We start from the raw sequence: 22,875 nt of genomic DNA, 5'->3' as shown, positions 1-22,875 counted from the left end.
GCTCTCCTGGACATTATCGGCTGAGATGCAATTTATATCGTCCCACTTATTGGCGCGCATTATGCCATCAAGGAACAATCCCAGCGAGCCGCTGCTTATTTAAATGACAGCTTAAAGGGCAGCGCTTGATGGGCCGCTTCGCGGTAGGCGCTGACATGTTCGCCCTCTTGATGACAAAACTGGGCAACACCGGCAGCCAGCCCAGGGTGGCTAATGTAGTGCAGCGAACGCACCCGCTGGGGAGCAAAACCGCGTACCAGCTTGTGCTCACCCTGGGTACCTGGGTCAAATAGCGTTAAGCCACGCTGCAAACAGTACTCAATGCCCTGGTAATAGCAGGCTTCAAAGTGCAGGCAGTCAGCCACCACTTCGCTTCCCCAGTAACGCCCGTAAAGCGACTTAGTGCCGCGAAAATAGAGCGCTGCCGCCACCGGGCGATCTTCAATATAGGCCTGTACCAGCACCAGCACCTCGGGCATGGTTTGGCGCAGGCGTTCAAAAAAGTCATGGTTTAAATAAGGCGGGCGACCACGCTCATGGTAGGTAATCGCATAGCAGCGATAGAAATGCGCTATATCCGCTGGGGTAATCGCGTCGCCCTCTACGTAGGCAACCTTCAAGCCTTGCTCGGCGACCAAGCGCCGCTCGCGCTTGATCATTTTGCGCCGCTTCGAGGTAAGGCTGGCCAGAAAACCATCAAAATCGCCGAAGCCGCGGTCACGCCACTGAAACTGCACACCTTCACGGCTGATCAGCTCAGGGCACTGCGCCTGCCAAGCGGTGACATCCGCCTCGTCGGCAAACAGCAAGTGCCAGCTAGAGAGATCAAGGCTGTCACACTGTTCACGCCAAGCGTCAGCCAGCAGAGCGCGTATAGCAGGGGCATCGGCGTGCTTGGCGATGAGCGTGCGCGCGCCCGGCACCGGCGTGAACGGCACGGCACTGAGTGCTTTGGGGTAGTAGCGGCCACCAGCACGCTCTAATGCTTCCGCCCAGCCCCAATCAAACACATACTCACCGTAGGAGTGATGTTTGCGATACATCGGCATCGCCGCGACCAGCTGTTCGCCTTGCCATACACTCAGGTGACAAGGCTCCCAACCCGTGGCCATACTGACCGAACCGCTGGCCTCCAGGGCGTGTAAAAACCCATGACGTAAAAAGGGCTGATCAGTATCTACCAGTGAATCCCACTGGCTTGCCGTGACGGCCTCAATGGTGGGTAGAATAGTGATCGACAGTGGGGGTAACGGCATAGCACCTTCCCGAGAGTGTGAGGGCTAAAGGGGCCACTTTACACTAACTGTTTATTTAAACCGTTTACACTCACCCTCTTACCCCAGTCGTTGACATCCATTGGCTGAACCCACGGACTAAATCCACAGACTATGCCAACGACAGCAGATGCGGTGATTAAACGACAGTCATTAACGTTATGCCGCTAGCGGCACATAAGGACAGGCCATGACGCGCGATCTGATGGGTGATTTTCAAACGCAGCGCCAAGCTGCCGAACAAATGCCCTACCCGACGCTAACGCTGCGGCGTGAACGCTTGGCCCGCCTAGCGCGTATGACTAAGCACCATCAGCTTGAGATTATCCGCGCGATTCAAACGGATTTTGGTCAGCGCAGCGACGTGGAAATACGCATGGCTGAAATCAGCCCAGTGATCCACGCTATTCGCCACGCCAGGCTGCATCTATGGCGCTGGATGCGCCCGGGTTCGGCCAGTATGCCGTGGCGTTTAATGCCTGCCCGGGCACGCATCGCACCTCAACCGCTGGGTGTGGTCGGCGTGATGTCGCCCTGGAACTACCCCTGGAGCCTGGCACTCATGCCAGTTGTGGATGCCTTTGCAGCGGGCAATGTGGTAATGCTGAAGCCCAGTGAGCACAGCCCCGCCACCAGCGCCCTGCTCAAGCGCCTAGTGCCGCAATACTTCCCCCATGAAGAGCTCAAAGTAATCGAAGGCGATGTAGCAGTGGCCCGTCGCTTTAGCGAGCTGCCGTTTGATCACTTGGTATTCACTGGCTCTACGGCGGTGGGCCGTCAAGTCGCCCAGGCGGCCGCCGCGAATTTAACCCCAGTGACACTAGAACTGGGCGGAAAGTCACCCGCTATTGTGGCTGGCGATGCGGATTTCGCTAAAGCCGCAGCGGATATTATTTTTGGTAAAGGCATGAACGGCGGGCAAACCTGTATCGCCCCCGACTACGTGCTGGTAGAGAGCCGCCATATGAGTGCCCTGGTTAAGGCGTTAAGCGAGGCTATTCAACAGCAGCGCCCCAATGCCAACGCGGACACCCATGCGATTAATGCGGCCCACCAGCAGCGGCTGGATGCCATGCTACAAGAAGCCCACGACCACGGTTGCAGAGTTATTGATCACGGCCCTTATGCCCCGGCGCTGATTATCGACCCTCACCAGGGGCTTCAGGTGATGCGGGACGAGATTTTTGGCCGCTGCCTACCGGTGATTGGCGTTAGCGATATGGCGGCGGCAATACGCTATGTGAATGCCCGCCCCCACCCCCTAGCGCTGTATGCCTTCACACATGAAAAGGGCTTGCAGCAGCAGTTGCTGCAAACGACTCGCTCTGGCGCGCTGGTATTTAATGCTACGCTGCTCCACCACGCAGTGCCTTCATTGCCCTTTGGCGGCGTCGGTGAGAGCGGCATGGGGGCTTACCATGGGCGCCACGGTTTTGAGCGTTTTAGCCACTTGCGCGGAGTTTTTTATCAGGCGAAACGAGCAACGAGCCGGCTACTTTACCCACCTTACCGGCGTTGGCTAATAAAACTTTTAGGTCTTGGCTAAAGCTTGTGGGTTAATGACCGATAGGTAATTATTCATTGGTATAACTCTTGTACGATATATTTACTTAATCCTCTTCGGTGGAATGGCCATGCAAGCCCCAGATACTCCTCAAAATGAAACACAGCGACTGGCGGCCTTGCATGCTCTACAGGTACTCGATACGCCTAGTGACAAGGCGTTCGAGCGGATGACGCAACTCGCCCGCGACCTGTTCAATGTGCCTGTGGCCTTAGTGTCGTTAATCGATCAAGAGCGGCAGTGGTTTAAATCGCACCAAGGGCTTGAGGAGTGTGAAACCGAGCGGGCCGTCTCGTTCTGCGCCCATGCCATCGCCCACGATGGACCGCTGGTCATTGAAGACACCCATAAAGACGAGCGCTTTGCAGACAATCGACTGGTCACTGACTCGCCGCACATCCGCTTTTACGCAGGATTTCCCATACGGCCACTCCAAGGCATGGCCGTTGGCACCCTGTGCATTATTGACCACCAGCCTCGTACCTTTAGTGAGCGAGATCTAAAGCTGCTCAGTAATTTGGCGGGTCAGGTTGAAGAGCTACTTCGCCAACACAAGCTTCAGATAGAGCTCACCCAGACCGCTAGCAAAATGCAGAAAGAGCAGAAGCTGCTCCAAATCCTCCACCAAGGTATTACCGACTATCAAGCGCTGATGTCGGAAAAACGGCTGTGGGTATTTTTGATGGAGGCGCTGCGCGAGCTCACCGATAGTGACTACGCACTCATTGGCGAAGTACTGCCTACCAACACCACCAACGCACTTAAAGTTCATGCGATTACCCATCTCACGTGGAGCGAAGAATCGCGTAATCTGGTAGACCAACTGCGTAATGGCAGTTTAAAACTCACCAACCCAGACTCAATGTTAGGTCGTGTTTTTGCCTATGGTGAAGTGATCATTGCCGACGACATTGCCCCCCATATTAAACGCAGTGGTTTTCCCATCGCGGACACGCCGTTCCATAACTACCTCGGCGTTCCTATTTTCAGCGGCGAACACCTGATTGGTATGTACGCCATCGCCAATAGCCAGCAACCACTGAACCAGGCGCTGTTGGATTGGCTACAGCCGTTTACCGACACCTGTTCGCTGTTGATCAACCTGTATAGCCAAATGGCCGAGCGCGAACAGGTTATGCGCGACCTCGCCGCGGCTCGTGACCAGGCAGAAACCGCCAGCCGAGCAAAAAGTGAATTTCTCTCATCAATGAGCCACGAGCTGCGCACCCCGCTCAATGCCATCATCGGTTTCTCGCAGATTCTGGCTAATAGCCGCCGCGAACCGCTTGGCGACAAGCAGCACCGCCAGGTCTCCCAAATCGAGCGGAGTGGTCAACACCTACTCAGCCTGATTAACGAAGTGCTGGATTTGGCCAAGATAGAAGCAGGTCATATGACGCTCTCCATTGAGCCGATTATTCTCGCCAACGTGTTTAACGACGCCTGCTCTACCTTGGAAGACTGCGCCGAGGCGGCAGGCATTCAGTTTCGCTATACCTCACCCAATGATCGCTGGCAGGTAAACGCCGACTACACACGCACCAAACAGATACTGTTAAACCTGCTCTCTAATGCGATTAAGTACAACAGCCCCAACGGCTCAATCGATATTACCGTGGCACACTTAGTGGATCATGTGCGTATCAGCGTCACCGACACCGGCTCTGGCATTGCCCCTGAACGCCAACACGAGCTATTTGAACCCTTTAATCGCCTTGATGCAGAAGGTGGCAGCATAGAAGGCTCCGGAATTGGCCTGGCGATTACCCGCGAGCTGGTCGAGCGTATGAACGGCGAGATGGGGGTAGACAGTCAGCCCGGCCAAGGTGCCACTTTTTGGTTTACCTTACCCACTGCTAACGCAGACGCTACCGCCGACGCGCCTCCTGCGTCTCATCCTGTTCATGCGCAGCCCAGCAGTGCTTTTACGCTGCTCTATATCGAGGACAACCCCGCCAATCAGCGGCTGATGGAAGATATTATTGAAGATATGGGCGAGATAACGCTGCAGATTGCGCCCAGCGCTGAAATTGGCCTGGAAATAATGCGCCACTGCTCGCCTGCCCTGGTACTCATGGATGTCCACCTGCCGGGCATGAACGGCTACCAGACATTGGAAGCGATGCGCCGCGACCCACAGCTGCAAGCCTTGCCGGTGGTCGCCCTCTCGGCCAACGCCATGCCGGGCGACATTAGACGCGGTCTGGAAGCAGGCTTTAATGCCTACCTCACCAAACCGCTTGAGCTTGATAAACTAGAAGCCACCATTGCTCAGTTTATTCAGACTGCGTCAGGGAAAGCACCATGAGCCTTACTGAAAAACATTTGTTAATAGTGGATGACAGCACGGTTAACATCGAACTCATGTTCGATCTTCTTGACGAGTATGGGTTCGAGAACGTTCACGGTATCAACGATCCACGTGAGGTGCTCCCTCACTGCCAACAGCAGTTGCCTGATTTACTGCTGCTGGATATACGTATGCCGCACCTAGACGGCTATGCGGTGATTGAAGAGCTCAGGGCGCACTTTGCCGAGCAGATGCCGCCGATTATCGTGCTGACGGCGCAAATTGATGACGCGACCCGCCATCGGGCCCTGAGTATGGGCGTACGCGATTTCATCACCAAACCGTTTAAGCAAGATGAAGTATTGCAACGCATACGCAATACCTTAAACATTGAGCACCGCTACCAGGTGCGTGATAAGCAGGCCGACACCCTCGAACAGATGGTCGCCAAACGCACCCAAGAGTTAGATCGCCAGTCACGCACCGACCCTATTACCCAGCTGCCTAACCGGCGCGGTTTAGACCAGGCGCTGCGCACGGCGGCCCTTAAAGCTTCCGGCACGGGGCTACTGTTTATCGCGATTGATAAACTCGATGACGTAGTGCGCTTGCACGGCTACCGGGTTGCCGACCAACTCCTTCATTTTATTACCCAACGGCTTCGTCGGCAGCTCGACGAGGAGTGTTTGCTCGGCTTATGGGGAGGAAGCGAGCTGCTGGTCATTACCCCCACGGCAAACCCAACCAAACTGCTGGGCCTGGCCGAGCAACTACTCGATTGTTTTGAACAGGATCAGGCGCTGGATGAGCTTTTGCTGCCTCTCAGCGCACGTATCGGTATTAGCGCCGAAGCAGGTTATTTTGAGACAGAACGGTTAGTACATATGGCGGCGTTAGCTTTGCCGCCCCTGGAGTCGCTAAAGGTTCAGCACTACACTCCCGCGCTTGAGACCAAGCAGCGGCAGCGGCTGCATATTCAGCAAGCAATTCGTGGCGCCACCGAGCGCGGTGAGATGTCGCTTGCCTTTCAGCCCAAACTATCTCTGGCTGATCATAAGATTTTAGGCGCGGAAGCGCTGTTACGTTGGCAGCACCCGGAATTCGGGCTTATCTCTCCCGGCGAATTTATTCCGCTGGCTGAGGCCAGTGGTGATATTCTCTCAATCGGCGACTGGGTGCTGGATGAAGCCATGCGTTATATCAGCATCTGGCGGGCAGAAGGACTGCTCAATGATGATTTTCATATTGCGGTAAATGTGGCCGCTCGCCAGCTGTCCCGCAAGGACTTTGCCCAACAGCTGCTTGCCCGTCTTGAACTGTGGCAAATTCCCCAGCGCTTCTTGGCGTTGGAAGTGACCGAATCGGGGTTGATGAGCGATATGAATCACGCTCGTCAGCAGCTTGCCCAATTGGCTGAAATGAATATTGCCGTGGCCATCGACGATTTTGGTACCGGCCAGTCGTCGCTGGCGTATATTAAAACGCTACCGTTTTCGACGCTGAAAATTGATCGTGCCTTTGTGATGGACCTGGAAACCAGCGCGATTGACCGCCAACTGGCGCATACCATTACCCAGCTTGCCCATAGCGTGGGCTGCGATGTAGTGGCGGAAGGCATCGAGACCTCGGCCCAGGCAGCCTATCTAAGTTCAATAGGCTGTGAAGCCGCGCAAGGCTACTTCTACGCCCGTCCGCTGCCTGCTGAGGCATTTGTGGCGTGGTGCGGCGAATGGCAACCGCTCTGCTCCACACCTCCACTTTCCCTATCCCCATACGGAGATCGTTAATGGCTCATGACTTACTTGACCGCTTACGCGAACGTTTAGAAGAACTCAACCGCTCGGAGCGTAAAGTCGCCAATGTAATTCTTGAAGACCCAACGGTCGCCACCAGTCTCAGCATTGCTAGTCTGGCCCAAGCGGCAAGCGTTAGCGAGCCCACGGTTAACCGTTTTTGCCGCAACTTTGGCGCCAAAGGCTACCCTGATTTCAAGATCAAACTGGCCCAGAGCTTAGCCGGTGGTACGCCCTATGTGACCCGCGCGGTGGAGCCCGGCGACTCTGCCACCCAGTACACCCACAAAATTTTTGGCGCCACCATCGCCGCCCTCGATCAAGCCCAGCGCGAAATCGATATGGGCGCCGTCGAGCGTATGGTCGACTACCTCACCCAGGCCAAGCAGATCCACATTTTTGGTTTGGGCGCCTCCGGCGCGGTGGCCCAGGATGCCCAGCACAAGTTCTTCCGCTTCAMCCTGCCGGTGATGGCCTATATTGATGTGCTGATGCAGCGCATGGTCGCCGCTGCCTGCCATACGGGTGATGTGGTAGTGATTATCTCCTACACCGGACGCACCCGGGAGCTGGTGGATATCGCCCGTTTGGCGCGGGATGCCGGGGCTGTCGTTCTTGGTATTACCGCGCCCAATTCACCGCTGGCTAGCGAGTGTACCGCCACCCTGGACGTTGCCACCCCCGAAGACACCGACCACTACATGCCGATGACTTCGCGAGTGATTCAGCTAACCCTGATTGACGCGCTGGCCACGGGGGTGACCTTGAGGCGCGGTGAAGACTTCTTACCCCACCTCAAGAAAATCAAAGACAGCCTGCGCGATACGCGCTTTCCGGTGGAAAAGCCGGGGAAGTGAATGGGTAAATAGTGAGGAGTGAATGGTGAGGAGTAAGGAGTTAGCTTACCGCGGCGGTGACGGTGATTTCCACTTTGAGTTCATCGGCGGGCATGGGTGCGCAGACGCAGGTGCGCGCCGGAGCGTAGCCTGCGGGTACCCAGGCATCCCACACCTCGTTCATCGCGGCAAAGTCGCTGCCATCTTTTAGGTAAATAGTCGCGCTAAGCAGCTGCTCACGGCTTGAACCAATCTCTTTCAGTAGCGCATCCACCCGCGCCAACATACTTTCAGTCTGGGCCGTAATATCACCGTCGCGGGCCTCCGGGCCAGTTACTTGGCCACACAGATAGGCCACACCCTGGTGAATCACCGCACGGCTCATGCGGGCTTTTGTATCGTGACGTTGGATAGTCATAGTGCAAACTCCTAACAGGTTGAAAAAAAGCAGTCTAAACCGCCAGGCTTACCCTTGACCATGTCTTCTTTATCAAAGCCGGTCCGTAGGCACCGGACGATGCTCAAACACCCGCCGCAGTACAAAGCTGGTATGCGCGCCGGTAACGCCCTCAATGCGATTAATCACGTGCAACAAAAGGTGCTGATAGTCGTCCATATCGCGCACCAGAATCTTAAGCTGAAAATCCGCCGCCTGGCCGGTAATGATCAGACATTCGATAACGTTAGGAATGTCACGAATATGGCGCTCAAAATTATCGAAGCGCTCCGGCGTATGCTGATCCATGGAGATATGCAGCAACGCCATTAACTGATAGCCCAGTTGGCGGGAATCTACCTCCGCACGGTAGCGCAATATTAGGCCGTGCTCCTCCAGGGCCCGTACCCGGCGCAAACAGGGCGAAGGCGAAAGCCCAATTCGATCAGCCAACTCCTGGTTACTAATGCGCCCCTCCTGCTGGACAATATCCAAGATATGACGATCAAAACGATCCAACACCAGTGGCGATACCGACATAAAAGGCAGCTCCTGCCAAAAAATAAAATATTAAAGAAACTTCCTGCCAATTATTATCTAACACCTCCTATCTTCGCAAGAACCTAGCGCTGCAAACCCTTTACACTATACGAGTTGCCAAAAGCAGCGAACCACTCAGCACGGCCGCCACAAGCAGCCGCTATCCATAAAACGGTTATTTTCAGGAAGACCACCACTTCAGGAAGTTCACTATGTCTGCTTTCGATCATCGCAAATATCGCCCTGCGCCCCGCGTGCCTGCCTTCAATCGCCAATGGCCGGATCGTGATCTGGATCACGCCCCGATCTGGGTGAGCGAAGACCTACGCGACGGCAATCAGGCGCTGCTTGAGCCGATGACCGTTGAGCAAAAGCAGCGCTTCTGGCAGCAGATCGTTAAAGTGGGCATTAAAGAAGTCATGGTAGGCTTTCCTTCGGCCAGCCAGCCCGACTACGACTTCGTGCGCTGGCTGATCGAAGAGAATCAAATTCCCGATGACGTCACCATTGCGGTACTGGTGCAGTGCCGTGAACACTTGATTGAGAAGACCTTTGCCTCGCTGGTGGGGGCCAAGCGCGCCATTGTGCACCTATACAACTCTACCTCAACGATTCAGCGCGAGCGCGTATTTGAAATGGACCGCGCCGGCATTGTTGATATCGCAGTGCAGGGAGCCACCTGGGTCAAAACCTACGCCGACCAATACCCCGATATTGATTGGTGTTTCGAGTACACCCCGGAAAGTTTTTCCAGTACCGAGATCGATTTCTCGCTGGAGATTTGCGAAGCGGTGATGGATGTGTGGCAGCCGACGCCAGAGAATAAATGCATTCTCAACCTGCCTACCACGGTGGAAGTGGCCGGGCCACACCATCACGCCGACCAGATTGAGTACTTCTGCCAGAACATCAGCCGTCGCGACAGCGTGATTATCTCGGTGCATACCCATAATGACCGCGGGGGCGCCGTCGCCTCTGCAGAACTCGCCCTGCTGGCGGGCGCCGAGCGCGTGGAAGGCACACTGCTGGGCAACGGCGAACGCACTGGSAATATGGATATCGTGACCCTGGCCATGAACCTTTATAGCCAGGGCATCGACCCACAGCTGGATCTTTCCAACCCAGATGAAATTATTCAGGTGGTTAATGAGTGCACCGGCATCGCCATGCACCCGCGCCACCCTTGGGTGGGCGAGATGGTCTATACCGCCTTCTCGGGCAGCCATCAGGACGCGATTCGTAAATCCCTCAAGCATCAACAGTCCGACGAGCCGTGGCAAGTGGCCTATTTGCCCATCGACCCCCACGATATCGGCCGCGACTACCAGGCGGTGATTCGCGTCAACAGTCAGTCCGGCAAGGGCGGCATGGCTTTCCTGCTGGAGCGTGATTACGGCATTAATCTGCCGCGTTGGATGATGCTGGCCTTGGCGCCCTTTGTTCAGCAAGAGAGCGAACAGCGCGCCAGCGAACTTTCCAGCGGAATGATTCGCCAGGTGATGTTCGATAATTTCACCCAGGAAGCGCCGCTAACGCTTGTCGATTACCAACTCTCCAAAGGTCAGCAGGAAGGCATTGAGGTCACGCTACAACAGGGCGATGAAACGCTGCGTCTCTCAGGTAAAGGTAACGGCGCCATGTCCGCGTTCACCGATGCGTGGCAGCGCCACTCTGGAAGCAGCGTGGGGATTATCGATTACAGCGAGCACTCGCTGGGTGCCAGCAGTGAAGCCAATGCGATCGCCTTTGTCCAACTCAATATCGATGGCCAGCGGCTTTGCGCAGTGGCCGAAGATAGCGATACTGTGAGTGCATCGCTCAAGGCGCTGTTGTCAGGTATTAACGCAACGATTAACCCAGGTCAGACAACTGAGCAGCGGCCAGAAGCTGCCGCCGAAGCGTAAATGGCTAAGGTTTAGGATCTAATCGGCACACTCAATACACTTCAGCACTAATGGGTCCCAGGTGAGGCGTTTGGCCCCAATCCATTCGCCGCACTCGATACACTCACCGAAGCTTTCCCCTTCAATACGTTGCAGGGCAGCGGCAATTTGCTTTAGCTTCAGCTGACGGCGCTGCTCGCCTGCTTTAGCCATCGCCTGCCCTTGTATCGCATCCATACGCGACAGCCGACCTACCGATGTTTGATCCAGCATCACCGTATCCCGGGAGTCTTCACTGCTGGCGCTCTCCTCACGGAGCGTGGCGTCGAACGTTAGTAATTTCTCACGAATAACGGCTATATCTATCTCTGGGTGATTCATCTGCAACTCTCATCCCGACTGAGCCATAAAAGTGCAGCAATCAGCGCAAAATCAGCACCGGCAACTGGGCATTACGCAACATTGTGGTGGTAGTACTGCCGACTAGCAGGTGACGGATCCGCGAGTGGCCGTAGGCGCCCATCACCAGCATGTCGATATCATGCTCTTGCTTATAGGTACGCAGCGTCTCTTCCACCTCGCCTGCGCGTATCGCCCCTTCCGCGGTGTGCCCCGCTTCACGCAGGGTTTCCAGTGCCCAGCTTAGCTGCGAGCGGTTTTCAGCGGTTTCTGCGCCGACAATCACCACGTGGCAGGKGGCACCCTCAAACAGCGGGCTTTTGGCCAGCATTTCGACACCTTTTCGCGCGGTGTTACTACCGTCGAATGCCATCATCACATTGTGCGGTTGGGTAAACTGTTTCGGCACCATAAGGATCGGCCGATGCATCTCACGTACCACGCGCTCAAGATTAGAACCTAAATGACCGCTGGCTTGGTGCGCCGTCTCGCCTCGCTTGCCCACCACCAAAAGCCGAACGTCTTTTTCGTTCTCAACCAAGGTTTCTACCAAGGTGCCATTGCGCTGCAAACATTGCGGCTCGGCAATACCCGCGTTAATCGCACGCTCTTTGGCCGCGTCTAACAACAGGCGACCGCGTTCACGGGAGACTTTCGCATGCTGCTCTTCAATGCCTGAGAGTTTTTCCAGCAGGTGCTCTCGGGTACCTAGGCCTAGATTTCCGGTTAAATCGGGTTCAGCTACCTGGGCATGGTTATCGACGGTATGAATAAAACTGAGCGGGGCATTAAGCGCTTTGGCGGCCCAGGCCGCATAATCACACACGCCTTCTGAAAATTGAGAACTATCAATAGCGGCCAACACGCGATCTGACATGGGTTACGGCTCCTTGAGCGGGTKCATCAACGTTATTGTTATATTCTCTACCTTTTCTACACGAACTCATTGACTCGCGACAGCCTAGAACGTTCTTTAATACTGCTCTGACGCTATAAAACGTGCGTGCTACACTTAGCAGCCTATTTAAGTGAGCGCCAATGGGGGAAGCATGGGGTATGGTCTAACAAGCGTACTGTTAGTCGCACTAGGCGGCATGCTGGGCGGCATGGGTCGATTTGGCGTTTCCAATCTGATGGCGCGCTGGCTGGGTAAAGCTTTCCCCTGGGGGACCCTGGCGGTTAACGCTAGCGGCGCCTTTATAGCAGGCTGTTTATTGGGCAGTCAGGGCATACCCAGCGATCAACCCTCACCTGTTTGGCTATTTATGGTCGCCGGGCTGCTGGGGGGCTACACCACGGTTTCTTCCTTTAGTCTGCAAACCATTGAACTATGGCAGAGCGGCCAAGCGCTGCGTGCGGCTCTTAATATGGGTACCACACTGCTACTCGGTTTAGTCATGGTCGTATTGGGCTGGCTCGTCGTTGGAGGCTCTCTATGAGCGCCTGGAAAGCCTATTTAGCCGTGGGGTTGGGTAGTGGACTTGGCAGCGTGCTGCGTTACGGCGTTTCACTGCTATCTCAGGCGGCATTGGGGGGGTATTTCCCCTGGGGTACGCTCATCGTCAACGTGCTAGGTTCCTGTTTGATTGGCTGGCTGGCGGCCACCATCTCGCGCTTCCCTCACGGCCAGCTGGCACCTTTACAGCCGTTACTGGTCGCCGGATTTTGCGGTGGCTTTACCACCTTTTCGCTGTTTAGCTTAGAGACGCTGCATCTGGTGCAGTTAGGCCAACCATGGATTGCACTGGCTTATATAGTGGTCAGCTTGCCCCTTTGGCTGGGCGCCGCCGTAGTGGGCGAGCGCATCGCGCTTTTTCGTTAGCAAAACAGTCAGCCACAGGGTAAGCCCGCATGCGCGACCAGATGGAAAAGCATCAGTCTTGGCTCTACCTGGTGTTCATTGGCCTAGGCCTTGCGTTAGGCATCGGGGCGCCGACATTCGCTGAACAGCTCGAACGGTTGCTTTGGCCATTACTCGGCCTACTGCTCTACGCTACGTTTACTCAGATTCCTCTTCTTCGCATTGCCAGTAGCTTGAAAGACACACGCTTTATGGCCGCGCTACTGGTCGGTAACTTTATTGTCATCCCGGCCTTTTTAGCCCTTACCGTTATGTGGCTACCGCTTTCCCCCGCCGTGTTGGCAGGCGTTCTACTGGTACTGCTAGTGCCCTGCACCGATTGGTTTATCACCTTCACGCATCTAGGCAAGGGAAATAGCGCGCAAGCGGTTGCCGCTACCCCGCTCCTGCTGCTGGTGCAGATGGTCGCGCTGCCGGTTTATTTGTGGCTGTTCTTGGGCAGKGAGTGGTTTGGACTGACCCTCTCCAGCGAGCTGCTGAGCGCTTTTGCAGGGCTTATTCTCACCCCCTTAGCACTCGCCTGGCTTACCGAGTACACCGCCCAGCACCATAAAGCGGTAAGGCGAAGCGTACATTACTTAGGGTTACTGCCGGTTCCCTTACTGGCCTTGGTGGTGATGATGATTGCCGCTTCCCAGGTCAACACTGTGTTCGGGCTGAGCCGCGTGCTGGTGCAGGTGGTATTTATCTTTATTGGCTTTCTACTCTTTGCTGCACTGCTGGGTAAGGGGTTAGGTAAGTTGTTTAAACTGCCCACCGAAAGCGCTAGAACGCTAGCGTTCAGCTTTGGCACGCGTAACTCTTTTGTGATGCTGCCCATCGCGCTAACCCTGCCGAGCCCCTGGCAAGCAGCGGTCGTGGTGGTGGTGTTCCAATCTCTGGTAGAGCTATTGGGTATGGTGGCGTTCTTACGCTGGGTGCCTAGCAAGCTTATACCAGAGCAAAAATTTAGCTAACGCGGGAATAACCGCCCAGCACCCCCTGCTTACTCATCACCAGTTGCCAAAGATGAATTTCTCGAGCTCGGAAAGCACCGGCGCAACATAGCAAGTAGTAACGCCACATGCGATAGAAACGCTCGCCATACTGGCTTTCAAAGGTGGGCCAGTGCGTCTCAAAGTTATCGTGCCAAGCCATTAGAGTACGGTCGTAATCGGCCCCAAAGTTATGTACGTCCTCCACCACGAACAGCGCTTCAGTGGCATCCGCGATTTGCCCCAAGGTGGGCAATTCGCCATTGGGGAAAATATACTTATCAATCCAGGGGTCAGTCACCGTGTTGCTCAAGTTTTTGCCGATGGTATGCAGTAAAAACAGCCCGTCATCTTTTAAGCAGCGGTTAACCACGCTCATATACTCGCGGTAGTTTTTATGCCCCACAKGCTCAAACATGCCAATACTAACAATACGGTCAAACTGCTCGGTCTCATTACGGTAATCTTGCAAGCGAAACGCTACCGGCAGCCCGTTTTTTATCAGCCGCTGCCCGAACTCCGCCTGCTCTTTGGAGATCGTCAGGCCCACGCACTCAACACCGTAATGCTCAGCCGCGTAGGCCATAAAACTGCCCCAGCCGCAGCCGATATCCAGCACCCGCATCCCCGGTTTTAATTGCAATTTACGGCAGACCAGGTCGAGTTTGGCTTCCTGAGCTTCGTCTAGGGTTTGGGCATTTTTCCAGTAGCCGCAGGTGTAGGTCATGCGCTGATCGAGCATGGCCGCGTAGAAGTCATTACCCAGATCGTAATGCTTTTCGCCCACTTCCCAGGCACGCTTCGCCGTTTGACGATTCAGCAGGCGCGAACGCAGAGAGTGATACATCAATTGAGTGGGTTTGATACGCTGCCCGAGCCGAGCACGCATTAAGCGGTAAAACAACTCATCAAGCCGATCGGCGTCCCAGTCCCCCTTCATGTAGCTTTCGCCAAACCCAAGATTACCTCGCGAAAGAGCGCTATCAATAACGCCGGGAGCATTCAATTGGATATCCCAGGGGCGGTGCCCGTCGAGATGAATATCGGCTTGGGCCAGTAGCTCGGCGACAAAACGGTGGGACGTTGAGGCTTCGTCGAAGCCAACAGGCTTTTTTTCCAACATGGGCATGTTCACAGCAGGCTCCTTACGCTATTCCAGTGGGTGAATAGGTTACAACCTGACTACTAGCATAGAAGCGCATTGCAACATTAGCATCATTTGATGGAGATAATTTAGGCACTGCAGAGACTAAGAAGCCGGCTCACTCAAGAAAGAGGGCCGGCTGCGGAAAACAAATCGCAATGCGAGCTAAACTTGCTTATTGGGCCTTAGCGCAGAATCAACACCGGTATGCGACTACCACGGAGCATGGCCGTTGTGGTGCTACCGACTAGCAGGTGACGAATACGGGAGTGCCCGTAGGCGCCCATCACCAACAGGTCAATGCCCTGCTCTTTTTCATAAGCTTGCAGGGCTTCGTCTACCTCGCCAGCACGAATAGCGCCCTCGGCTTGGTGGCCCGCTTCGCGCAATGTGCTTAACGCCCATTCGAGCTCGGAGCGGTGTTCAGCCGTTTCCGCACCCACGATCAGCACATGGCACTCAGTGCCCGCAAAAAGGGGCGAGCGTGCCAGCATCTCAACGCCTTTACGGGCGGTTTTGCTGCCGTCAAAGGCCATCAGGATCTTTTCAGGCTGCTTGAAGGTTTTCGGCACCATTAGAATCGGTCGGTGCAGTTCACGCACCACGCGTTCAAGGTTAGAGCCAAGATGCCCACTGGCCTGGTGGGCGGTTTCACCGCGTTTACCCACCACCAGCAAACGCATCTCTTCTTCAAGCTCTAATAGGCTCTCTACCAGGGTGCCATTGCGCTGGCGAGTAACGGGGTCGCTGACCCCATCCTCAATTGCCCGCGCTTTAGCCGCTTCCAGCATCAGCTTGCCATGCTCGCGGTTCACCTTAGCGCGCTGCTCATCAAGGTCAGAAAGCTCTTTCATCAGCCTTTCGCGGGCACCAAAACGTAGGTTGCCGGAAAGATTCTGCTCTTCAGGTACTTCTGAGTGGTTGTCGACCACATGCACAAAGGTTAACGGTGCATCCATGGCCAAGCTTGCCCAGGCAGCGTAATCGCAGACGCCTTCAGAAAACTGGGAGCCGTCAATAGCGGCTAATACTTGATCTGTCATATCGCTCTCCATGCGTTGGTTTAGTGGCCGCCCATCAGTTTTTCAACCGCTTCGGGGTCATTGTGTACCGCATAGCGATCCACTACCGTTGCGCTGGCTTCGCTCAGACCCACCATCTCTACCTCGGTACCTTCACGGCGGAATTTAATCACCACGCGATCCAGCGCCTGCACGGCGGTAATATCCCAGAAGTGCGCCCGGGAGAGATTGATAGTGACTTTATCGATACTCTCTTTAAAGTCGAAGGCGGCGATAAAGCGCTCGGAGGAAGCAAAGAACACCTGACCAACGACTTCGTATTCACGCTCTTTCCCCGGTTTTATTTCTTTAGAGCCGATATACATAATGTTGCCGACTTTGTTGGCAAAGAACATCGCCGCTAACAGCACACCAACGAATACGCCAATCGCCAAGTTGTGGGTACCTACCGTTACGATAACGGTGGCCACCATGACGATGTTAGTGCTCATGGGATGCTTTTTCAGATCGCGAATCGACTCCCAGCTAAAGGTACCTATAGAGACCATAATCATTACCGCCACCAGCGCGGCCATGGGGATCTGGGATACCCAATCGGCCAGGAAAACCACCATCAGCAGTAGTGCGATACCGGCGATTAACGTCGAGGTACGACGACGGCCACCGGATTTAATATTGATCACCGATTGGCCAATCATGGCGCAGCCCGCCATACCGCCAATCAAACCCGCGCCAATGTTGGCAATACCCTGGCCTTTACACTCGCGGTTTTTGTCGCTCTTGGTATCAGTTAAGTCATCAATAATGGTCGCCGTCATCATTGATTCAAGCAGGCCCACCACAGTTAACATTAGCGAATAGGGCAGGATGATCATCAGGGTTTCAAAGTTCAGCGGCACATCGGGCCATAAGAACATCGGCAGGCTATCGGGCAGCTCGCCCATATCGCCAACGCTGCGAATATCCATGCCGGTCAGCATGTACACGGCGGTGAGTACAACAATACATACCAGTGGAGAAGGAATGGCTTTACCCACTACCGGCACATAGGGAAAGCCGTAAATGATGGCCAGGCCCGCAATGGTCATTGCATAAACGTGCCAAGTGACGTCAGTCAGCTCGGGCAACTGGGCCATAAAGATCAGTATGGCCAGCGCGTTGACAAACCCTGTCACCACCGAGCGCGATACGAATCGCATCAACTCAGCAAGCTTTAGATAACCTGCCACAATCTGCAGCACACCGGTCAACAGTGTGGCGGCCAGCAGGTACTCTAAACCGTGCTCTTTCACCAGGGTGATCATGAGTAGCGCCATGGCGCCGGTTGCCGCTGAGATCATGCCGGAGCGGCCGCCAGTAAAGGCGATAATCACACAGATAGCGAAGGAGGCGTAAAGGCCGACCTTCGGGTCAACGCCTGCGATGATCGAGAACGCAATGGCCTCGGGGATTAGCGCTAGCGCTACGACAATCCCCGCCAGGGTGTCGCCCTTGAGATTGGAGAGCCAGGATTGTTTAAACTTTTCGTACATGCGAGGGATCCATGGTTTTAGGTTAATAACAGGCCAAAAGCGGTCAAACAGCGCAGCCAACAAGGGAAGCACCGCCAACACATTGGCACGCTGGGATGATCAGCTTTTTGTTTTAAATAGTGATGAGCTAGCGTTAGGTACCGCTAAATTCAGGTACTGGAAACTTGAGCGCTGAGAACCTGATCGTTAAGAGCTGGGTCGTTAAGAATCAGTCGTTAAGATCTTAGCCGCTATAAACAAGTACCAGAAAGCGATGACAGAGCAGTGAATGCACTATCAGCACCTTAGAGGGGGCGAGGGGCTAGGGCGGAGTCATCAGCCCTGAAAAGCAATATGTGAATGCAGTCATTGGCAGAGATTCTTTTACAGTTGCGAAAAGAAAGGGTTGTGCATATAACGCGTCGCAAGAAGCGTATTGTAGAAAGCCAAGTGCGACAAAGTGCCGTATCCTACCAGTAATTCTGCTGCATTGCACCTAACGTCTAACCCTTGGGCTAAAACTCCCCCAGAGGTATGTCGCTACTTTAGACAGAGTGACCTTGCCCCCGTTTCTGGCGTACCATTGGGCCATTAAAGGCGCTATCGATTGGTAACTTTCCTGAAATGACACCCTGTTGTCTTTCCCATCAGTGCCAAATACATCTGACGCTAACCAGCCGATAAATAAAGAGGAGCAGTACATGAGCCAATCTATTGCAGTCATCAAGGGCGACGGCATCGGCCCAGAAATTATGCAGGCCACGTTGCGAGTGCTCGACGCCTTAGATTGCGGCTTAACCTACCAGCATATTGATGCGGGCTTAGGTGCACTTGAAAAGCACGGCACGCTGATTCCTCAGGAGTCGCTGGATGCCATCGAAAAGTACGGCATTGCGCTGAAAGGCCCGCTGACCACGCCGATTGGCAAAGGCTTCTCCTCGATTAACGTACAGCTACGTCGCCACTTTGACCTTTATGCCAACGTGCGCCCGGCGATTAGCTTCCCCGGCACCCGCTCGCGCTACGACGACATCGATATGATCACGGTTCGGGAAAACACCGAAGGCGCGTATCTTTCCGACGGTCAGGAGATGATCGACGACGGCGATACCGGCATTTCGGTCATCAAAGTCACCCGCAAAGGCTCTGAGCGTATCGTTCGCTACGCCTTTGAGCTGGCCAAAAGCAACGGCCGCAAAAAAGTCACCGCGGTGCATAAAGCCAATATCATCAAAACCAGCTCGGGGCTGTTTTTGGACGTAGCGCGGGAGATCGCCAAAGAGTATCCCGAAATAGAATTCCAGGAGATGATCGTCGATAACGCCTGTATGCAGCTGGTGATGAACCCGCACCAGTTTGATGTAGTCGTTACCACCAACCTGTTTGGCGATATTCTCTCTGACCTGTGTGCAGGGCTCGTCGGTGGCTTGGGCTTGGCGCCTGGGGCAAACATTGGCGAAAAAGCGGCAATCTTTGAGGCCGTTCACGGTTCTGCGCCGGATATCGAAGGCAAGAACATCGCCAACCCTTGCGCCCTGCTGCTCGCCGCTGCGCAGATGCTTGACCACCTGGGCATGACGGAAAAAGGCACCGCCATCCGTCAGGGCATTCGCACCGTGCTGGAAACCCGCCGTGACATGGTCACCCCGGATATGGGCGGCACCGGCACGACCGMCTCCTTCGCCCAGGCGCTGGTAGAGTACGTAAAGAATTAGTACGTACAAAGCTAACGGGTTGGTTCGTCTTACACGTCATTAAAGCGGTAGCGCAATAAGTGCAGCGCATTGAGGGTGACCAGCACGGTCGCCCCAGTGTCCGCCATCACCGCGACCCACATCCCGGTAACCCCCAGCACTGTCGAAATCAAAAACAGCGCTTTAAAACCCAGCGCCAGCGCCACGTTGGTTTTTACATTGCGCATGGTGGCCCGGGAGAGCGCGATCATTTCGGCTATCCCACCCACGCGGTTTTTAAGCAGCGCAGCATCGGCGGTTTCAAGCGCCMCATCCGTGCCGCTGCCCATGGCAATACCCACCTCTGCAGCCGCAAGCGCCGGCGCATCGTTAATCCCATCGCCTACTTTGCCGATGGGCCCCAGCCCTTGCGCCTGCCATTCACGCACGCGCTGGGCTTTATCTTCGGGCATCAGTGCGCCTTCGGCCTCAATGCCCAACTGCTCACCAATGGCGGCCACGGTGCGGGCATTATCTCCGCTGAGCATCACAGCCTGTACCCCCAGGCGCTCTAGCGCTTGAAGCCCCTTGCGAGCATCTTCACGGGGCTCATCCCGCAAGGCGATTAGCCCGATAGGCCGTTCGTTTTCTAACAGAACTGCAAGGCTTTTACCCTGAGTTTCCAGCGCAGTAATACTGGCGTTTAGCTTGCTGCTACCCTGGGTGAGCGTTTGTAAGTAGCGCGGACTCACTAGCAGTAATTCACGCCCTTCCACCTGCCCGGCAACGCCGTGCCCCGCTAACGCACGGCCAGCGTCTACTTTAGGCAACGTAGCTTTTGACTGCTGGCCGCTATTATTTTGAAAATAGTCGCTAATCGCCAAGGCAAGGGGGTGGCTTGACCCCTGCTCCAGGGCGGCGGCAAGGCGCACTATTTCATCGTCACTGACGCCATCAAAGCTCTCTATATCTGTCACTGTGGGCTTACCCGCGGTCAGCGTGCCGGTTTTATCCAGCGCAACCCGCTTGAGTTTGCCTAGCTGCTCTAACACAGCGCCGCCTTTCATCAACAGACCGTTACGAGCCCCCACCGATAGCCCGGCAGCGATAGCAGCGGGCGTCGAGATCACCAGCGCGCAGGGGCAGGCAATCAGCAGCAGCGCTAAGGCTCGGTAAATGGATTCTGACCACAGCATCGACGATACCAGCGGCGGAACGATAGCGACTATTAGCGCCACCCCAACCACCGCAGGCATATAGTAAAACGCAAAGCGGTCAATAAAGCGGGCCACTGGCGCTTTCGCCGCTTGGGCCTCTTCCACCAGCTTAATCACCCGGGCGATGGTGTTATTTTCAGCGCTGCGGGTTACCTCCACCTCAAGCACGCCCTCCAGATTAACGGTGCCTGCAAACACCGTTTCCCCTTCGCCACGCTCCCGGGGCACCGACTCGCCATTGACCGGCGACTCGTCGATCGAGGAGTTTCCGGACATAATTTGCCCATCGCAGGGCAGTCGGTCGCCGGGGCGTACCTGAACACGTTGGCCAGGCTGGAGCGAGGCGGCAGCGACTTCGCGAATTTCGCCCTGCTCCAATAGCTGTGCGGTGGAGGGCGTCAGCTTTGAAAGTGCCGAGATACTGCGCCGGGCCTGGGCTGCGGCAACGCCCTCCAGCAGCTCACCCACGGCAAACAGAAACACCACCACCGCCGCTTCGGCGGCTGCGTTGATTGCTAACGCCCCCACGGCGGCGATGCTCATCAGCATTTCAATGGTGAAGGGGTTGCCCAGTTTGAGCGCTTGCCAGGCATGCTGAATAATCGGCACTAGCCCCACCAGCGTCGCCGCGATAAAGGGCCAACTGCCCAGCGCAGGCCAAGCAAATTTAAGCCCCCAGGCAAGCGCCAGCAATGCGCCACTGACTATCACCAGTCGCCCTTTTGGCGATTGCCACCAAGAAGGCGCCTTTTTCGACTCAAACGTATCCTCCGACTCATTCACTACCTGGTAGCCGAGGGCGGTAATCGTCGACTCAATCTCCGCACGTGGCAACGATTGCCCCGGCGGTGGAGTGAGTTGTACCGACCCCGCCAGCGAACTCGCAGAGACCTGGTCAACGTGATTTAAGCGCTTTAGCGCTGATTCGACTTTACGTTCGCAGCCACCACAGTCCATACCCTGCACGCGCAGCGTGGTGGACGGGGTTGTCGCTTGTGGGGTGGGTTGTTCGGTATTAGCAGGTGTAGCGTCATTCATCGCTCTTTGCTCCAAGTTCGTCTATCTTAGCAGCAGCGTAATACCTGTAGTCACTAGAGGTTCAAGCAATGAAAGATCAAACCACTGAACTATCCACTACTGAGCCATCCACGACTGAGCGCTATATTGGCATCGGCGAACTGGCACGCGAGTCCGGCTGCAAGCCAGAAACAGTGCGCTATTACGAACACATTGGGCTACTGCCTTCAGCGCCGCGCAATGAAGGAAACCAGCGGCGTTACACTAGGGCTGCCATCCGCCGATTGACGTTTATTCGCCATTCACGGGATTTTGGTTTTTCAGTGGAGGCGGTAAGAGAGTTGCTGGAAATGGCCGATCACCCAGCGATGCCTTGCCAGGAGGTGGATACGCTGGCAAAACGTCATCTTGCCGAGGTTGAAGCGAGGCTGGCACGACTCACCGCGGTACGCGATGAGCTTAAACGCATGATCAATCAGTGTGCGGGGGGCAGTGTTGGCCAGTGCCATATTATAGACGTGCTTAGCGACCACCGGCTGTGCCACCAGTCGGGCCCGCACGGTGGCGCGGAAATAATAGGTTAGGGTTAGGGCTACCCCAACCACACATCTAAGAACAGCATAATCACCAGCCCCATCGCCAAGCCAAAGGTAGCCTTTTTCTGGTGGCCGCAGCGGTGGGTTTCGGGGATGATTTCATGGCTGATGACATACAGCATGGCACCGGCGGCAAACGCCAGCCCCCAAGGCAGCAGTATTTGGGAAACGCTAACAATACTGGCGCCAAACAAGCCACCGATGGGTTCGATGAGGCCGGTTAGGGCGGCAATCGACCAGGAGCGCCACTTTGAGTAGCCCTCCCCCATCAAAGCGACCGCGACGGCGAGCCCTTCAGGCATGTTCTGCAGGCCAATGCCGATAGCCAGTGGCATGCCGCCCTCTAAGCCATTGGCACCAAAGCCGACACCCACCGCCATGCCTTCCGGCAGGTTGTGGATAGTAATCGCAAATACAAACAGCCATACCCGGCGCAGCGAAGCGGCTTCCGGCCCCTCACGGCCTTGGGCAAAATGCTCATGGGGAAGGTGCTCATTAAGCAGGGCGATGGCACCCATACCGAGCAAAATAGCCGCACAAACAATCCCGGCAGGAACAGGGCCACCGGCATAGTAGATTTCTGCAGCGTCCAGCGCGGGGATAATCAACGAGAAAAATGACGCTGCCAGCATCACACCCGCCGCAAAACCTAACGCTAAATCACGAAAGCCACGGCTAGGCGTTTTGCCTAACAGCACCGGCAGTGCACCCACCGCCGTCAACAATCCAGCAATTAAGCTGCCCAAAAACCCCAGTAACAATGTATTTTCCATGGACAGCATAAACTCGATTGGCAAACGGAAAGGCATCAAAGAGAACGACACGTTGTTGTCTAACGTGGTATC

The 22,875-nt window shown here is 55.3% G+C and carries 20 protein-coding genes; 10 read left to right on the top strand and 10 right to left on the bottom strand.

The window, feature by feature from the left end; translation table 11 throughout:
* Window positions 1-95 precede the first annotated feature (95 nt).
* Window positions 96-1,256 carry a GNAT family N-acetyltransferase gene (locus HALO_RS06230; protein ID WP_035585134.1) on the bottom strand — a complete coding sequence of 387 codons (1,161 nt, stop codon included), beginning with the start codon at window positions 1,254-1,256 and terminating at the stop codon, window positions 96-98.
* Between the two features lie 208 nt (window positions 1,257-1,464).
* Between HALO_RS06230 and HALO_RS06225 the strand changes: the two genes are divergently transcribed.
* The 4 genes from HALO_RS06225 (at window position 1,465) to HALO_RS06210 (ending at window position 7,778) form a co-directional block, all read left to right on the top strand.
* Window positions 1,465-2,820, top strand: a complete 1,356-nt coding sequence (locus tag HALO_RS06225) for an aldehyde dehydrogenase family protein (protein ID WP_035585135.1) — start codon at window positions 1,465-1,467, stop codon at window positions 2,818-2,820.
* Between the two features lie 88 nt (window positions 2,821-2,908).
* Window positions 2,909-5,146, top strand: a complete 2,238-nt coding sequence (locus HALO_RS06220) for an ATP-binding protein (protein WP_035585137.1) — start codon at window positions 2,909-2,911, stop codon at window positions 5,144-5,146.
* Window positions 5,143-6,915, top strand: a complete 1,773-nt coding sequence (locus HALO_RS06215) for an EAL domain-containing response regulator (protein ID WP_035585139.1) — start codon at window positions 5,143-5,145, stop codon at window positions 6,913-6,915. Before HALO_RS06220 ends, HALO_RS06215 begins: the two co-directional genes overlap by 4 nt.
* Window positions 6,915-7,778 (top strand): MurR/RpiR family transcriptional regulator, encoded by an 864-nt coding sequence (locus tag HALO_RS06210; protein ID WP_050713190.1) that lies wholly within the window; start codon window positions 6,915-6,917, stop codon window positions 7,776-7,778. Before HALO_RS06215 ends, HALO_RS06210 begins: the two co-directional genes overlap by 1 nt.
* Before the next feature lie 40 nt (window positions 7,779-7,818).
* Here the strand turns inward: HALO_RS06210 and HALO_RS06205 are convergent, their stop codons facing one another.
* Together HALO_RS06205 and HALO_RS06200 are read right to left on the bottom strand one after the other, a co-directional pair.
* The gene (locus HALO_RS06205) at window positions 7,819-8,175 is read right to left on the bottom strand and encodes a RidA family protein (RefSeq protein ID WP_035585143.1); all 357 of its coding nucleotides are present in this window, start codon (window positions 8,173-8,175) and stop codon (window positions 7,819-7,821) included.
* A gap of 72 nt (window positions 8,176-8,247) precedes the next feature.
* Entirely contained in the window at window positions 8,248-8,733 is a 486-nt protein-coding gene (locus HALO_RS06200) for an Lrp/AsnC family transcriptional regulator (protein WP_035585145.1), read from the bottom strand.
* A 212-nt stretch (window positions 8,734-8,945) separates the two neighbouring features.
* On the opposite strand from HALO_RS06200, the gene HALO_RS06195 reads away from it, so the two are divergent.
* The gene (locus HALO_RS06195; protein ID WP_035585147.1) at window positions 8,946-10,637 is read left to right on the top strand and encodes a 2-isopropylmalate synthase; all 1,692 of its coding nucleotides are present in this window, start codon (window positions 8,946-8,948) and stop codon (window positions 10,635-10,637) included.
* An 18-nt stretch (window positions 10,638-10,655) separates the two neighbouring features.
* Here HALO_RS06195 and HALO_RS06190 read toward each other — a convergent pair whose 3' ends face one another.
* Together HALO_RS06190 and HALO_RS06185 are read right to left on the bottom strand one after the other, a co-directional pair.
* Complete coding sequence (locus HALO_RS06190) at window positions 10,656-10,997, bottom strand: TraR/DksA family transcriptional regulator (protein WP_035585149.1); 342 nt, start codon at window positions 10,995-10,997, stop codon at window positions 10,656-10,658.
* A gap of 40 nt (window positions 10,998-11,037) precedes the next feature.
* Window positions 11,038-11,892 (bottom strand): universal stress protein, encoded by an 855-nt coding sequence (locus HALO_RS06185; RefSeq protein WP_050713189.1) that lies wholly within the window; start codon window positions 11,890-11,892, stop codon window positions 11,038-11,040.
* A gap of 172 nt (window positions 11,893-12,064) precedes the next feature.
* Between HALO_RS06185 and crcB the strand changes: the two genes are divergently transcribed.
* Genes crcB through HALO_RS06170 form a run of 3 tightly spaced genes read left to right on the top strand, consistent with a single transcriptional unit; the run spans window position 12,065 to window position 13,832 of the window.
* Window positions 12,065-12,454 (top strand): fluoride efflux transporter CrcB, encoded by a 390-nt coding sequence (gene crcB, locus HALO_RS06180; protein ID WP_035585153.1) that lies wholly within the window; start codon window positions 12,065-12,067, stop codon window positions 12,452-12,454.
* On the top strand, window positions 12,451-12,837 hold the full coding sequence (locus HALO_RS06175) for a fluoride efflux transporter FluC (RefSeq protein ID WP_035585156.1): 387 nt from the start codon (window positions 12,451-12,453) through the stop codon (window positions 12,835-12,837). The genes crcB and HALO_RS06175 overlap by 4 nt, the downstream gene beginning before the upstream one ends.
* A 29-nt stretch (window positions 12,838-12,866) precedes the next feature.
* Entirely contained in the window at window positions 12,867-13,832 is a 966-nt protein-coding gene (locus HALO_RS06170; RefSeq protein ID WP_050713188.1) for an arsenic resistance protein, read from the top strand.
* Here HALO_RS06170 and cfa read toward each other — a convergent pair.
* The 3 genes from cfa to HALO_RS06155 all read right to left on the bottom strand — a co-directional run bounded on the left by cfa (window position 13,825) and on the right by HALO_RS06155 (window position 17,548).
* Complete coding sequence (gene cfa / locus HALO_RS06165) at window positions 13,825-14,979, bottom strand: cyclopropane fatty acyl phospholipid synthase (RefSeq protein WP_172821659.1); 1,155 nt, start codon at window positions 14,977-14,979, stop codon at window positions 13,825-13,827. The genes HALO_RS06170 and cfa overlap by 8 nt on opposite strands.
* A 200-nt stretch (window positions 14,980-15,179) precedes the next feature.
* Window positions 15,180-16,037, bottom strand: a complete 858-nt coding sequence (locus HALO_RS06160; protein WP_035585162.1) for a universal stress protein — start codon at window positions 16,035-16,037, stop codon at window positions 15,180-15,182.
* Between the two features lie 20 nt (window positions 16,038-16,057).
* On the bottom strand, window positions 16,058-17,548 hold the full coding sequence (locus HALO_RS06155) for a SulP family inorganic anion transporter (protein WP_035585164.1): 1,491 nt from the start codon (window positions 17,546-17,548) through the stop codon (window positions 16,058-16,060).
* 680 nt (window positions 17,549-18,228) lie between these two features.
* Here HALO_RS06155 and HALO_RS06150 point away from each other — a divergent pair.
* A complete protein-coding gene (locus HALO_RS06150) occupies window positions 18,229-19,242 on the top strand; it encodes an isocitrate dehydrogenase (protein WP_050713186.1) in 1,014 nt (337 codons plus the stop codon).
* Window positions 19,243-19,271: 29 nt separating this feature from the next.
* On the opposite strand, the gene HALO_RS06145 is transcribed toward HALO_RS06150, so the two are convergent.
* Window positions 19,272-21,455 (bottom strand): heavy metal translocating P-type ATPase, encoded by a 2,184-nt coding sequence (locus HALO_RS06145; protein WP_050713185.1) that lies wholly within the window; start codon window positions 21,453-21,455, stop codon window positions 19,272-19,274.
* A gap of 68 nt (window positions 21,456-21,523) precedes the next feature.
* Here HALO_RS06145 and HALO_RS06140 point away from each other — a divergent pair, with 68 nt between their 5' ends.
* The gene (locus tag HALO_RS06140) at window positions 21,524-22,018 is read left to right on the top strand and encodes a MerR family transcriptional regulator (RefSeq protein ID WP_035585170.1); all 495 of its coding nucleotides are present in this window, start codon (window positions 21,524-21,526) and stop codon (window positions 22,016-22,018) included.
* A gap of 8 nt (window positions 22,019-22,026) precedes the next feature.
* On the opposite strand, the gene HALO_RS06135 is transcribed toward HALO_RS06140, so the two are convergent.
* On the bottom strand, window positions 22,027-22,803 hold the full coding sequence (locus HALO_RS06135) for a ZIP family metal transporter (protein WP_035585728.1): 777 nt from the start codon (window positions 22,801-22,803) through the stop codon (window positions 22,027-22,029).
* Window positions 22,804-22,875: the final 72 nt, after the last annotated feature.

This window comes from Halomonas sp. R57-5, assembly GCF_900070345.1.
Lineage (GTDB): Bacteria > Pseudomonadota > Gammaproteobacteria > Pseudomonadales > Halomonadaceae > Vreelandella > Vreelandella ventosae_B.
Note: the sequence above shows the minus strand (reverse complement) of the source record. Positions and strands in the feature narration are given on the sequence as shown.